The 13,604-nt window shown below is 46.4% G+C and carries 9 protein-coding genes; 6 read left to right on the plus strand and 3 right to left on the minus strand.

The features are described 5' to 3' along the window. The first annotated feature begins 67 nt into the window (after nucleotides 1–67). The 3 genes from GL182_RS19765 to GL182_RS19775 are packed head-to-tail and all read left to right on the plus strand — an operon-like array spanning nucleotide 68 to nucleotide 5,012. Nucleotides 68–3,169 (plus strand): SusC/RagA family TonB-linked outer membrane protein, encoded by a 3,102-nt coding sequence (locus GL182_RS19765; protein ID WP_163381519.1) that lies wholly within the window; start codon nucleotides 68–70, stop codon nucleotides 3,167–3,169. An 8-nt stretch (nucleotides 3,170–3,177) separates the two neighbouring features. Further along, nucleotides 3,178–4,611, plus strand: coding sequence for a RagB/SusD family nutrient uptake outer membrane protein (locus tag GL182_RS19770; RefSeq protein ID WP_163381520.1), 1,434 nt, complete (start codon nucleotides 3,178–3,180; stop codon nucleotides 4,609–4,611). Beyond that, nucleotides 4,611–5,012 carry a hypothetical protein gene (locus GL182_RS19775; RefSeq protein ID WP_163381521.1) on the plus strand — a complete coding sequence of 134 codons (402 nt, stop codon included), beginning with the start codon at nucleotides 4,611–4,613 and terminating at the stop codon, nucleotides 5,010–5,012. Before GL182_RS19770 ends, GL182_RS19775 begins: the two co-directional genes overlap by 1 nt. On the opposite strand, the gene GL182_RS19780 is transcribed toward GL182_RS19775, so the two are convergent. Then, entirely contained in the window at nucleotides 4,991–8,488 is a 3,498-nt protein-coding gene (locus GL182_RS19780) for a VCBS repeat-containing protein (protein ID WP_163381522.1), read from the minus strand. The genes GL182_RS19775 and GL182_RS19780 overlap by 22 nt on opposite strands. Before the next feature lie 607 nt (nucleotides 8,489–9,095). Here GL182_RS19780 and GL182_RS19785 point away from each other — a divergent pair. Continuing rightward, the gene (locus GL182_RS19785; protein ID WP_163381523.1) at nucleotides 9,096–9,551 is read left to right on the plus strand and encodes a GNAT family N-acetyltransferase; all 456 of its coding nucleotides are present in this window, start codon (nucleotides 9,096–9,098) and stop codon (nucleotides 9,549–9,551) included. A 152-nt stretch (nucleotides 9,552–9,703) separates the two neighbouring features. Here GL182_RS19785 and GL182_RS19790 read toward each other — a convergent pair whose 3' ends face one another. Together GL182_RS19790 and GL182_RS19795 are read right to left on the minus strand one after the other, a co-directional pair. Then, the gene (locus GL182_RS19790) at nucleotides 9,704–10,159 is read right to left on the minus strand and encodes an RES family NAD+ phosphorylase (protein ID WP_163381524.1); all 456 of its coding nucleotides are present in this window, start codon (nucleotides 10,157–10,159) and stop codon (nucleotides 9,704–9,706) included. After that, nucleotides 10,159–10,710 carry an antitoxin Xre/MbcA/ParS toxin-binding domain-containing protein gene (locus GL182_RS19795; protein ID WP_205603693.1) on the minus strand — a complete coding sequence of 184 codons (552 nt, stop codon included), beginning with the start codon at nucleotides 10,708–10,710 and terminating at the stop codon, nucleotides 10,159–10,161. Before GL182_RS19795 ends, GL182_RS19790 begins: the two co-directional genes overlap by 1 nt. A gap of 323 nt (nucleotides 10,711–11,033) precedes the next feature. Between GL182_RS19795 and GL182_RS19800 the strand changes: the two genes are divergently transcribed. Together GL182_RS19800 and GL182_RS19805 are read left to right on the plus strand one after the other, a co-directional pair. Continuing rightward, nucleotides 11,034–12,356, plus strand: coding sequence for a PQQ-dependent sugar dehydrogenase (locus GL182_RS19800; RefSeq protein ID WP_163381525.1), 1,323 nt, complete (start codon nucleotides 11,034–11,036; stop codon nucleotides 12,354–12,356). Between the two features lie 242 nt (nucleotides 12,357–12,598). Beyond that, nucleotides 12,599–13,399 carry a hypothetical protein gene (locus GL182_RS19805; protein WP_163381526.1) on the plus strand — a complete coding sequence of 267 codons (801 nt, stop codon included), beginning with the start codon at nucleotides 12,599–12,601 and terminating at the stop codon, nucleotides 13,397–13,399. Nucleotides 13,400–13,604: the final 205 nt, after the last annotated feature.

The following is a 13,604-nucleotide window of genomic DNA, read 5'->3' on the forward strand; positions in this document are numbered from 1 at the left end:
AACCGGGATCTAACTATTAAATAGATCCATGATTCAAACTATTTCACTACTAAATTTTAAAACTTTCATGAACGAAAAATTACCAATTAAACGGGGGACGAGAAATTTCCTGTTTGCTGTTCAGTTCCTGGCCCTGTTGGCGTTATGCCTTCCCGGAACTTCGCAGGCGAATGAAATCCCCGAAAGCGTTCGGGACCTGACCATTCAGGGCACCATTTTGGACGAGAATGGGCAACCCATGCCCGGGGCTACGATAACCGTAGCCGGAAGCAATACCGGGACCGTTTCCGACATTGACGGGAAATTTTCCCTTACCGTTCCCGATCAGGCAAGTATCGTGGTGTCTTTTATTGGCTATACCACCCAGACCATAGAGGTGGGTAACCGGACGGAGTTTACCATTCAGATGATCGCTGATGAAACCTCCTTGAATGAGGTGTTGGTGGTAGGTTACGGTACCCAGGAAAAGCGGGATGTGACCGGTGCGGTATCCTCCATCAAAGGCGGCGATATCCAAAACTTGCCCGTCTCAGGTGCGGCTCAGGCCTTGCAAGGGAGGGCTGCCGGTGTCAATGTGGTTCGAAATGGGGGTGCCCCGGGAAATCAGGGCTCCATACGGATCAGGGGAACAGGCACCCTTAATAATGCAGACCCGCTGATAATCATAGATGGTGTACCAGGAGGAAATTTAAACGATGTGAATCCCAACAACATCGAATCCATTGAGGTGCTCAAGGATGCCTCGGCTTCTGCCATTTATGGAACCCGTGCGGCCAATGGCGTGGTGATTGTAACTACGAAAAGGGGAGATTTTGACCAACCCTTGAAATTTGAATTGAACGGATACACAGGGGTTTCCAATGCCATCAAAACCATTGATGTACTGGAAGCACCGGATCTGGCACTTTTAAAGCGGGAACGCTACACCAATGACGGCCTGGCCATCAATCCCATCTGGGAAAACCCCGCCTATCAAACCCAACAAACCAACTGGCAGGAAGAATTACTGGGACAGGGCAGCACCCGAAACATGGACCTGACTTTGACCGGAGGGAATAAAAATTCTTCCTTTATGTTATCGGGGGGCGTTTTTGAAGAAAAGGGAATGATTACCAATTCCAACTTTCGTCGGCTTAGTTTTCGGTTAAACTCCGATCACAAGATCAGCGATCGGTTTAAAATTGGCCAAAACCTGCAATTGGTATCCATCAACCAGGTCAGTCCCAATACCTTGTCGGCTCAAACGGGCGTTTTATGGAGCGCCATCCGGTTTCATCCGGGACTGCCGGTTCGCAATGCGGATGGAAGCTATAGCTCCTCCCAGATATCCGGAGAGTTTGGGGATATCAACAATCCCATTTTCACGCAGGAAACGCAAGATAATAACAACACCAGCCACAAACTATTGGGTAATGTTCAGGCGGAATATGAGATACTGGAGGGCTTGAAAGTCCGTGCCAATTTTGGCCTGGAAGGGGCCATTAGTGATGGCTACAATTTCAATATTATTGTTGACGATCAGATCAGGGCAAGTCCCCGAAATTCATTGTCGAGAAGCTACAATGAGTATTATTCCCTACTGGCGGAATATTTTGTTTCCTATGACAGGGTATTTGCCGATCTGCACAAAGTGAATTTTGTAGGAGGGTATACCACCCAAACCTTTAACTCAGATGGATTTAATGCCAGTAAGCTTGATTTTATCGATGAGTCCTTTGATCAGCGGTTTTTAGACGTGGGTCAAACCCTGAATTCCATCGGAGGCGGCAAATCGTACGATGCGCTGGCTTCTTATTTTGGCCGGATAGCCTACGATTACGACGAAAGGTATTTGGTTACGGCTACTTTCAGAAGTGACGGTTCATCGAAATTCGCACCGGGAAATCGATGGGGTTATTTTCCCGCCTTTTCGCTGGGCTGGCGGATTTCGGAGGAAGCCTTTTTCCAAAATGTGGGTTTTATCTCCAATCTTAAGCTTACCGGGGGCTGGGGAAGTCTCGGAAATCAAAATGTACCGGGCTTGCAGTATTTGGCCCTTATCAGCTCTGGAAGAAGGTATTCCTTTGGGGGTAACCAAACGGTGGGTGCCGCACAAACCCGGATCCCAAACCTGAACATTACCTGGGAATCTGCCCAGATGACCAACTTTGGTCTGGACATCGGTTTCCTGGAAAACCGGTTGTTGGCCAATTTTAATTATTTCATTAAGGATACCAAGGACATGCTGATCGCTCCCCCTACCATTGGTAGTATTGGCACGGCACAGATACCGAACCAAAACATCGGGGAACTACGGAACCAGGGATTGGAGATGGAATTATTGTTTCGGGAAAATAAAGGTAAGCTGTTTTATTCCGTCAGTGGAAACGCTTCTTTTATAAGAAATGAGGTAACCCAGCTGGCCGATGGTAATTTTATCGGTTCACGCCTATACGGTCGCTCCAGTCAGGAATTGTCGCGGACATACGAAGGGTTTCCGATTGCCAGCTTTTATGGATGGCGGGCAGATGGTATTTATCAAACCACTGAATCCATTCAAAACGATCCCAACGTTTCCAATGACCCCAGAAGGAGCGAAGGATTGATACAGCCGGGAGACGTTCGGTTTATTGACCTGAACGGGGATGGGCTGATTGACGAACAAGACCGGGAAGTCATCGGAAATCCGCATCCCAAGGTGGTGTATGGGTTAAACGCAGAACTAGGATACGGTAACTTTGATTTGAGTTTGTTCTTTTTGGGCAATGCCGGTTTTGATATTTATAACGCCGACCGGATGCAGGGCTTAGACCCCACCTATCCGTTTAACATGTATGCCGAAACCATCAATCGCTGGAATGGACAGGGAAGTAGTAACGAAATCCCCAGGATGACGACCAAGCGGGATAATCTCAATCACCGTACTTCTGATCTGTTTTTGGAAAAAGGTGATTTCTTCCGGCTCAAGAACCTGGTAGTAGGGTACACCTTGCCCGAAATGCTTACCTCCAGGGTAGGGGTGACCAAAGCCAGGTTTTATGTCACCGGGCAGAATGTCTTTATCCTGACGGGATACACCGGAATGGATCCTGAATTGGGATATACGGACGGAAATCTACAGTTAAATGCAGATTTTGCTCAATATCCACAAGCCAGAAGCTGGACGATTGGTACCACCATTACATTTTAAGTTAAGCCATGAAAAGATCAATTTTATACCTATTGCTATCTTGCACGCTGCTAGCGGCCTGCGAGGATAATATACTTGAAACGGTCCCCTATGGCCAGTCTACCTCTTCTCAGTTCTGGAGAAATGGCGACGATGCCGTGGCGGCCGCCAATGCCATGTACGAACCGCTTGTGAACCACGATTTTTACGGGCATGCGGAGCATACGTTCGATATTCCTTCAGATGATCAATACCGAGCGGGAGATCACGGAGAAGATCAGGCCATTGAGTCCTTTACCTTTGATGCTGGAAATCCGCAGTTGTATTATAGCTGGAGACATAAGTACGAGGTAATATCCCGGGCCAATGCCGTACTCATCAATGTACCGGAGATATCTATGGATCAGAATCTAAAAAACCGCACCCTTGGGGAAGCCCATTTTCTAAGAGGTTTTATGTACTGGCGCTTTTTGGTGATTTATGGTGGGGTGCCTTTAATTCTGGAGGAGGATGCCCTGGCAAATGAATACAACAAAGAAAGAGCCAGCATGGAAGAGATGCAGGCTCAAATAACTGCTGATTTGCTGGCTGCGGCTGAGTTACTACCAGAAAGCCACGATGCGGACAATTTGGGCAGAGCGCATAAGGGATCTGCCAGAGGCTTGCTGGCAAAATTGTATCTGTATCAGGAGGATTTTGCGAATGCTATTGAGTATGGACAACAGGTGCTAAACGGCCCCTATCCTCTGGCTGAAAATTTTTCCGACAATTTTAGGGTGGAAACCCAGAACAATCCCGAGATGCTTTTTGCCATTCAGAGCTTGCAGGGCTGGAGGGAAAACAACCACGTGATCTACACCACCCCCCGGCCTTGGGGAGGATGGGATTTTCACGAACCGGTGCAGGATCTGATCGATGAATTTGAGGAGGGGGATCCCCGCCTGGATTATACCGTTTACCAGCCGGGAGATATGGTGGACTTAGGAGGAGACCGTGGGGCGACCCCTTATACAGAAGATTTGTCCTCTACGGGATACCATTTCAGAAAATACAGCTCCTGGCGGCCACAAGGTGGTCTGAACATGAGTCACAATAGCCCCATTTTGCGGACCGCAGATGTCTATCTGATCGTAGCGGAGGCAAAAATCCGATCCGGACTAAATGGCGACGCAGAGATCAATGCTGTTAGGGAACGGTCCGGAAGAACGCCGCTGACCAATGCCAGCATGGAAGACCTGATTCACGAAAGAAGGGTGGAGCTGGCCGGTGAAAATCAACGGCATCAGGACCTGATTCGCTGGGATAAAGCGGGCCTGGTAGACATTGTAGCCCTCTACCAAAAGGACCTGGGGCCCCTGAAGCCGCCCAGAAATTTTGAAAGGCCTAAACACTATCTGTTTGCCATTCCCCAGCGGGAAATTGACCTTAGTAATGGTGTTTTAACTCAAAATCCCGGGTATTGATGCAGAAATGGACATTTTTCCTTATCGGTTGCGCTGTTCTGTTAAGTGCCTGTCAACGCAACACGGAGCAACAATTGCTGGGGAAATGGAAGTTGGATTCCGCTTATTACCATTACAATCAGTTTGGCTTTAGCAGTGGGGACTGGCATCAGGAGGAGGTGTATGAATTTCTTCCTTCCGGCGAAACCAGGACCATTGCCCAGAACTCATTCCTATCCAATGAGTACGAAATCAAAGATGGGCAGCTAAGGTATCTTGATAAGGAAGGCGTACTGATAAACACCTACGAAATCCTACTTGTCGATGGGGATCAACTGGTTCTACGGGCAGAGAAGGAGCCGCTGTTTAAAGGAAACAATCAAAACCGGTTTGAAGTACGCTATTTCTCCAAATTGGATTGAATCGGATAGGAATCCAACTGGTTTCCATCCAAATCGAAGTAGTCAATTCGAAGCAAGTCTTTTTCAAAAATGATTCTATTGGGTTGCTGGGTCAGGTATCCGGCTCCCCAATAGAATTCTTTTTTACGGACTTTTCCGGAGCGGTAATGAAGCATGACGTAAGCCGTTTTTTTTACCCTGGGTGGAGAAAAATGCGCAGGGGAAGCCGGAAAGAGGTTCAGCCATTCAATGGCCTGATTATTCTTTAACGCCAGGGCCAGGGTTTGTCCGCTTTTTTGCAAGGTGGCATGGGTTAATCCACGTTGATCTCCGGAGACCCAGGGATTTTGTTGCGGTACTTTTAGGGTTCCGGCAGCATCTCCATGCAGCATCAGGCCATAAGAGGCATCGTAAGGACCATTGATCGCTTCTCCGGCAAAATTGTTTCCCGTAAGAAATAGGTCCGTTTTTCCATCTCCGTTGAAATCCTCCGCCAAGGCGCCATAAACAGGAGCAAGCTGGGCTTCATTTGGCAGTGGGCTGATCTGAAAACCGCTGTCGGTATTCATCAAAATGACCGATGCAAATTGCTCCACGGATAACTGCTTAGGTGCTTTCTCAGCGGTAGCTTCAATTAGGGATGCCATATCCGCCAAGGCATAGTCATGGTAGGTTGGATAGGTTTTTTTTAAGGAAGGAATCTGCTGGAAAAGATCGTCCCGTGGGTGCACGGGAACCCTCTTCCCATCCCTTACATGCGAAATAATGGCTTCCATACTGCCATTGGCATCAAAATCAGCCCAATGAATCTGAAGGGGTGCTTCCTTTCGGGTCCGGTACCGGCTGTTCAAGCCCAGGTTGCCCAGCACATAATCCGTCCTTCCGTCCCGGTTCAAGTCGGTTCCGATGATGCTATTCCACCATCCGGAACTGCCTTCCAGCCCGGGGAGGCTTTCTTTTAGTATCAGTTTACCGTTTTGGTTTTCGAATAGGGTAATTTCCATCCATTCGCCTACTACCCATAAGTCCAGCCAGCCATCGTTATTATAATCGGACCAGAGGGCGGCGGTTACCATTCCTAGCGTATCCAATCCCGGAGCCACTTCCTGTATCACATTGGTGAATTGACCGTCTTCATTCATCAAAAGCTGCGATGTTCCCGGGAGCGGATACTGATTGGGCGCTAACCTTCCTCCAATGAATACATCCATATCCCCGTCTTTATCAAAATCCCCGGCAATCACGCAAGAACCACTTACCGGGTTGTCAGGAAGCCGGTCTTCTGAAAGTACCAGGTTTCCCTCTCCTGTATTCAGGTAAAGGCGGTCCTGATAATAAGTAGACTCGGGTGGGAATTCATTGCCTCCAGAAACCACATACAGGTCTTGGTCGCCATCGCCGTCCGCATCAAAAAACAGGGCACCCATATCTTCATAAAGGGCATCCTCCTTTGGAAGGGATTCGATCGTAAAACGGCCATCGGGGTGTTGGATAAATAACTGCCCCGCCTGTCCGTGGGCTCCGGAGAAAAACAGGTCTTCCCTTCCGTCTCCATTGAGGTCGCCTACCGCTGCCCCCGCCCCTAATTGGGAATGCTTGTGCGGCAACAGGGGCTGAAGGTTGAAATCAGCGTAGTATTTTTCTTCATGGGTAAAAAGGGGTAGGTCCGGAACCTGCTTTTCCTTGCTTTCCGGTGCATCCGATTTTTTGCCGGCCACCTTTTCCCCGGAACTACTTTGATTTATTTCCAGGGTTTGGTCAGCTAAAACATCCCGGAACCGGCTGCTTTCCCCATCCGGCCAAAGTACCAGCAATGAATCGATTCGGTCGGAGTTTCCCAGTCCAAAATGGATCGTTTCGGATACCGAAGACTGATAGCCCCGACTCAGGTAGTGTTCGTGAAATTGCTGAACGGAATCCGTCCATAGATATACCCTGGCTCCGATGGCCTGCAGGTTGGGAAGCTTGCCCTCTAGCTTGATTTGCAGGTAGTGTGCCCCTTGCTTCCGGGAATTGTTCTTATAGACCGATGCGCTTGCATAGGTATTGTTGATGATCAAATCCAGTGCGCCGTCGCCGTCCAGATCGGAAAAAGCCGCACCGCTGGAGTAGGAGGGGAGGTCCATGCCCCAGTCCCTACTGACCTCTTTAAAGGTAAGGTCCTGTTGGTTTTGGAATACAAAATTGCGGATGTGCGCCCCCTCCAGATGTTGGAGAGCTTCACTCACCTGCCTGCTATTGAGACGTGAAAATCCGGAGCGGTAATCCACAAAATCCCGGTTGGTGATATCTCTGGGATATCCGTTGGTAATCAGTAGGTCTTTCCAACCGTCATTGTCCAGATCCAGCCAAAGCGGTGCCCAGCTCCAGTCGGTAGCACTTACCCCGGCCATATAGGCGATGTCTGAAAATAACGGTAGATTTTCCGGACTTTTTCCACGGTTTAGCTGCAGCGTGTTACGCATCAACTGCGGCTCGTACCCGCTTTTAAGTTCGGACAGGTACCGGTCGTTACCTGTTTTTCCAAACATTAATTTTTGCCGGTAAGAGTCGGGGGGCAACATGTCCACACTGATGATATCGGGCCGCCCATCGTTATTAAAATCGGAGATGTCGTTGCCCATGGCAGAATAACTGGTATGGGGAAAGACGTTTCCCGCCACGTTTTCGAAGGTGCCGTCTTGTTGGTTGAGGTAGAGCAGGTCGTTGGACAGGTAGTCGTTGCTGACATAGATGTCCGGCCAGCCATCCTGATTGATATCGGAGATGGAAACTCCCAGTCCGTAGCCTTCGATGGTAATGCCTGCCTCGGTGGAAATGTCGGTAAAGGTTTGATCGCCATTATTTCGGTACAGCTTATCGGTATTCAGCATTTCCCCATGGATACGCTTGGGCCGAATGATATTGGGCCCCGTTTCATCGGTCATATTGTTGAGCAGGTACAGGTCCAGGTCCCCGTCCCGGTCGAAGTCAAAAAAGGCCGCTTGCGTGCTGAATCCCCGGTCCGCCAGTCCATAGCTTTCCGCCATTTCGGTAAAGGTCAGGTCTCCCTGATTGATGTACAATTCGTTGGCTCGTTGGGGGGAGCCATAGGGTCCCGAGAAACAAATGTAGATGTCCCGCAGGCCATCCTGGTTGATGTCAATAATGCTAACCCCTGTGGCCCATTTGCCTTGGGTATCTATGCCGGACCTTGCCGTGCTATTTTCAAAAGTAAAATCCCCTTTATTGATATAGATTTCCGATTTTCCCATGTTGGAGGTAAAGAAGAGATCGTCCAGGCCGTCCCCATTAAAATCAGCGACCGCCACACCGGCGCCGTTGTAGAAATACTCGAAAGTAAGAATATTCATAAACTCGTCCTCAACTAAGGTGTTCTGAAAATCGATACCGGAATGAGAGGAAGGAATTTTCGACAGCAGGCTGGGTTCCTGGCAGGAAATCCCCAAAAGCAGGGCCAACATTGCCGGAAACGAACGTACAGTAGGTAGCTTCATGGAGCGCAGGGTGATTGAGCTAATTTAAGAATTAAAGATACTGGATTTGGTAGGGGAATGGGAGACGATGGGATTAAATTTTTGTGAAAATGTCGGTTTGGCGGTTGGCTTTTTGTGCTTGGCTTTTGGCGGGGTTTCGTGCGCTGCTGCCTGTTTAGTTTTTGCGAAGGGATTTTGGTTGTTTTTTTAGGCTTTTTAATGAAAAATTTAGTATTATTAAACCCTGACAGCGCAATGATTTTATCAGGTCAATCCAACTGACTTTCCACTGAATGTTAAAAAAAGGAACGAACGGTACTGTGTTTGCCGCGCCTTCACGGTGGTCTTGGCGTGAAAGACCTGGTTAGGATACTTTTCCCAGAAAAAACCAAAACCTGGGAATCGATTGTCTCTACCGGAATAGCCAATAGGTATCGTTACCAAGTAGCAATAGCGTGTAGTCGGTATCAAAAAAACACCCGTTCACGCGTGATTCCTTCTACGAAATTCTTAATTTGTTCATTTAAAACCAGGAGTCGGGTAGTGGACATAGTCCGTAAACACGCAACTAGGCTCAAAATATAGTTTACACAGATTTTGGCACCAAGCAAAAAAAACAGAACTAATAATGAACTTTAGAAAAGCGACAAAAAATGATATTTCAATAATTGTGGAAATGATTGCTGATGATGAGGTTGGAAGAACCAGAGAAAATTTTCAGGTTCCATTACCATCCGAATACCTTAACGCTTTTGAAAAAATAACCACTGACGGAAATCAAGAACTCATTATTGTTGAAAACGAAAATGCTGAAATTATCGGAACGTTACAATTGTCCTTTATTCAGTATCTGGCTTATCGGGGTGGAATTGGAGCGCAGATAGAAGCCGTAAGAATAAAGAAAGACCAAAGAGGACGCGGAATTGGAAAAGCAATGCTTAAATGGGCTATAAATAGAGTAAAAGAACGGAATGCTCATTTACTACAATTAACGACTGACAAAAAACGACCGAAAGCGATTAAATTCTATGAGGACTTAGGGTTTAAAGCAACTCACGAAGGAATGAAAATACACTTTGAATAAATAGCATGCTGCCAATAGCGTATATAACTTATGGCGGGGAAAGTGTTAAATTCGTGGTTTGTGCTTTTAATTAAATTTGGTCTCGTTGGACAGGAAGGTTCTCCGAAAACCGCCACAAGTCCTATACGTAAAACGAAAGCCTTCTTTAGCCTTTATTCAAATATCCTTTTATCAAATGGAAAGGCGACTACGCTGATAATTTTGATTTTTTTAAATTCCTTAGGATAAGGGTTTATTAAAATATTGAAATCTCCCTGTACTACCGCGGAAGGGACTTTTAATAGGCATTCGTCAGAATCAATAAATTCATCCCCAATTTTCTGTGTGCTGCGGTTGGGTGGATGGTGATTCCAATTGTCAGGAAGGTCCTGTATGCTAATTTCCTTTATTTTTAGGGTATCTGGAATTTCGATTTCAATCATTGTATAGTCACTCGGCAAAGTAGCCAATGTTACATGCACGGCCACTTCAGCCATGGCCAGGGCCCTGCTTTCGGCAGTATAAATCATTTCAGTTCCTATTGAATTCCATCTGTTTCCTGATTTTGAAGCTCCTTTGCCACTTAAGGTGGTAGCATATTTCTTTTTCGATAGTCTAAAAACCCGCATTAGGCAAAAATACCCTGGTCAATTCGATTCAATTCTGCCATTACCATCTCTTTCCCATAGGAATCCTTTAGCAATTCAGCTGGTTTTAAATTGCCTAACGCGTAGGAGGGGGTGTTTAGCCAAAGATAAAATTGTTCTGAGGTATCAAACACTTCATTTCCCAAATGGGTAACTTCAGCTAATTCAATAATTTTCTCTGTATGTATCGGTTTAAAAAAATAGTCCGTCTCATTGCTGTGTCTGTGTAAGGTTTTTTTAGATACGTTCAAATATTCCGCCCAATCCTCTTCGGTAAAAGGGGTGATATCCTTTATTTTACTAAATAAGGTGTAAGGTAAACCCTGTCTGATTACACGAATGATTAACATTTTATTTTCAAAAAACTCTGAATAAGTCAACCCTTCAGCTAGAGTTTCCGGCTTGACATTGGCCACTTTTGAAAGTAAATCCCGCAATTCACTGACAATACTCGTTGAATCAGCTGAATAATTCTTTTGTTCTTTGGAAATCATAGTATCGACGTTTGTCTTTAAATATAAGACAATTGTCAAAGGTTTAAAAATTTATGGCATCCAAATTGAAGTTTTTGGCGAATAGCCCCCAATCTGGTCCGTTTTTTACTACCCAATCTAAATCCTGAAGAAAAAAGTTGGTTTTGGAACAAGTTGTTTGCTTGTTGGCGAATTGATTCAGACAGGATGCACCGGTTCAAAGTCTCCCGTTTTTATTATCCTGTAATTTCCTTTATTGTCAGCTAAGCTATTGGTATGGTCCAGTCAGCCCCAAAATTGACCAGGAAAAGGAATAATATTTGTGGTTAAGGGGTATTAGCTGTATATTTAAGTTCATTCCAAACCGAAAACCAATAAAAACCATGAATTATACCCAAAGCTTTTACACCTGCTTGATTGCAGTGATGGTAATGGCTGCCTGCGGCAGTCCAACCGAAGAAACGGAAACCCCATCCCCTTACTTTACGGCTGATGAAGACCAGGGGGGATTGAATTTAGGTTCCGGACTACAGGCCTACGTAGTAGCGGAGGACCTGGGAAGGGGCCGGCACTTGGCCGTGAATGAAAATGGCGACATATACATGAACCTGCGCGAGGCTACCGAAGAAGGTGGAATTGTTGCCCTTCGGGATACAGACGGCGATGGCCGGGCAGACGACATCCAATACTTTGGCGATTTTGGTGGTACCGGGATGGCCTTTTATAAGGGTAACCTTTACGCTTCAAACGACAGCACGGTGTTCCGGTTTACCTTTTCGGGAGACAACCTGATTCCGGATAACGCCACCGCACCCGATACGATTGTTTCCGGTCTGCCCGTGCAAACTTCCCATGCGGTGAAGCCATTTACCTTTGACGAGCAGGGCCACATGTACGTCAATGTCGGCGCACCTTCCAATGCCTGCCAGGAGCAAGACCGTACCCAGGGATCCCCCGCAATGGATCCTTGCCCGCTATTAGAGCGGCACGGCGGCATTTGGCGCTTTGATGCCGAAGAAACGGGACAAACGCAACTGGAACACGGTTACCGCTTTTCTACGGGTATACGAAATGCCGTGGCACTGGACTATAATGCTGCAGATGGCCACGTATATGTGGTTCAGCATGGGCGCGACATGTTGCACGGCCTCTTCCCTGATATGTATACCGAGGAGGAAAGTGCCGAGCAGCCAGCGGAAGAAATGTTCCGCTTAAGTGATGGTGCCAATTTTGGCTGGCCGTATTGCTATTATGATCCTTCTCAGGACAAAAGGGTGACGGCTCCGGAATACGGGGGCGACCGGGAGCAAGCCGAGCGCTGCGAAGGTACCGAAGGGCCTGTAATGACCTTCCCTGCCCATTGGGCACCCAATGACCTGCTATTTTATACCGGTGATCAGTTGCCGGAAACGTACAAAGGCACTGCTCTGGTAGCCTTCCACGGGTCCTGGAACCGGGCGCCTCTGGAGCAGAAGGGATATTTTGTGGCTGCTGTGCCGTTTGAAAATGGTGCGCCAACCGGAACACATGAAGCTTTTGCAGAAGGGTTTGCGGGAGTAGAAACCATAGAGGCCCCCAGTGATGCCAAGCACAGACCTACTGGTATCGCCCAGGCTCCGGATGGAACGGTATTGATTTCTGACTCGGTAAGCGGAAAAATATGGCGGGTATTTTACCAGGAAGACGAGACCATGGCCATGAAATAACCCTTTCTATGGTTATCGAATGACCTTAAGTTTAGATATTGAATAAAGAAGGATGATTATGTCGGCTTTCGCTTTGGAGGTCGGCATATTTCTTTTTTTCTACAGGAATAGGAAATGGCCGTACTTTCAGTTTTAGGGGGCTGATTTTTCAACTTATTAGAAAATATATTGGACTTCTGAAAGCGCCAAAAAAACCTCAGAGGAGGCTGATCTTCGGATCGGATAAATGGCAAGGGCAACTGATGGGACGAATACACTTGTTTGAGTTTGAAGACCAGGGTTGGTTTCCCGGTTTTTTGAGGGACTATGGGACGGACTTTTTGCAATTCCTCTCTAACAAGACAGGAATGTACAAACCTATTGTTCCCCTGCTTGTGGAGACTTTAAAAAAAAGCCAAACAGAGACCATTATTGACCTGGCTTCAGGTGGTGGCGGTGGACTATTAGCACTTAACAGAGAACTTAAGGAAAGAATACCAAAACTTGAAATTAAACTCACTGACTATTATCCAAATTTAGCTGCATTTGAATACACCAGGAAACTGGCAGATAATATTGAATACGAACTAAAATCAGTCGATGCAAGAAATGTTCCCTCTGAATTCAAAGGGCTTAGGACGCAATTTCTTTCATTTCATCATTTCAAACCAAATGATGCCAAATTAATATTGCAAAACGCAGTTGACTCCAGAAGTGGCATTGCCATATTTGAAGCACAAGAGAGGAGTTTTCCAAGTCTATTGGCCATGTTGTTTTCTCCTATTACGGTTTTACTGACAACCCCTTTTATCCGGCCTTTTAAATTGGGAAGATTAATTTTCACTTATTTGCTTCCAATAGTTCCAATATTTGTCCTTTGGGATGGGATAGTCTCATCTTTAAGGACATATTCCTTAAAGGAAATGAACAAACTCATTGGTGAATTAAATGAAAGCCAAAAATATGATTGGAAGGTTGGGAAAATAAAATCCGGACCTTCAAAGCTATTGTATTTAATTGGGACAGAGAAAAGTAACAGCGATACTTATTCTAAATCATTATAAGCTTGCGAGACAAAGGTTAAATGGCAGGAAGAAACGTACTGGTATATTCAGCTTTGCCTTTCTGGGCTTTACTCCAAGCTTATTTAGTTGGTTTAAAAGAGATTTCTCAAACAGGTGAGGGGTGGTTGAGGTTTTGCTGTGCTATCCTACCAATCCAACAAATGGCTCTTTAGGATACCCTATGTTGATTGTGATTGGACACTGA

This window comes from Cyclobacterium sp. SYSU L10401 (genome assembly GCF_010993705.1).
In the GTDB taxonomy this organism is placed as follows: Bacteria; Bacteroidota; Bacteroidia; order Cytophagales; family Cyclobacteriaceae; genus Cyclobacterium.

Bases quoted from the DNA above. Each gene is read 5' to 3' on its own strand.
- GL182_RS19765 (WP_163381519.1), top strand. From the start codon at position 68: ATGAACGAAAAATTACCAATTAAACGGGGGACGAGAAATTTCCTGTTT.
- GL182_RS19770 (WP_163381520.1), top strand. From the start codon at position 3,178: ATGAAAAGATCAATTTTATACCTATTGCTATCTTGCACGCTGCTAGCG.
- GL182_RS19775 (WP_163381521.1), top strand. From the start codon at position 4,611: ATGCAGAAATGGACATTTTTCCTTATCGGTTGCGCTGTTCTGTTAAGT.
- GL182_RS19780 (WP_163381522.1), bottom strand. From the start codon at position 8,488: ATGAAGCTACCTACTGTACGTTCGTTTCCGGCAATGTTGGCCCTGCTT.
- GL182_RS19785 (WP_163381523.1), top strand. From the start codon at position 9,096: ATGAACTTTAGAAAAGCGACAAAAAATGATATTTCAATAATTGTGGAA.
- GL182_RS19790 (WP_163381524.1), bottom strand. From the start codon at position 10,159: ATGCGGGTTTTTAGACTATCGAAAAAGAAATATGCTACCACCTTAAGT.
- GL182_RS19800 (WP_163381525.1), top strand. From the start codon at position 11,034: ATGAATTATACCCAAAGCTTTTACACCTGCTTGATTGCAGTGATGGTA.
- GL182_RS19805 (WP_163381526.1), top strand. From the start codon at position 12,599: ATGGGACGAATACACTTGTTTGAGTTTGAAGACCAGGGTTGGTTTCCC.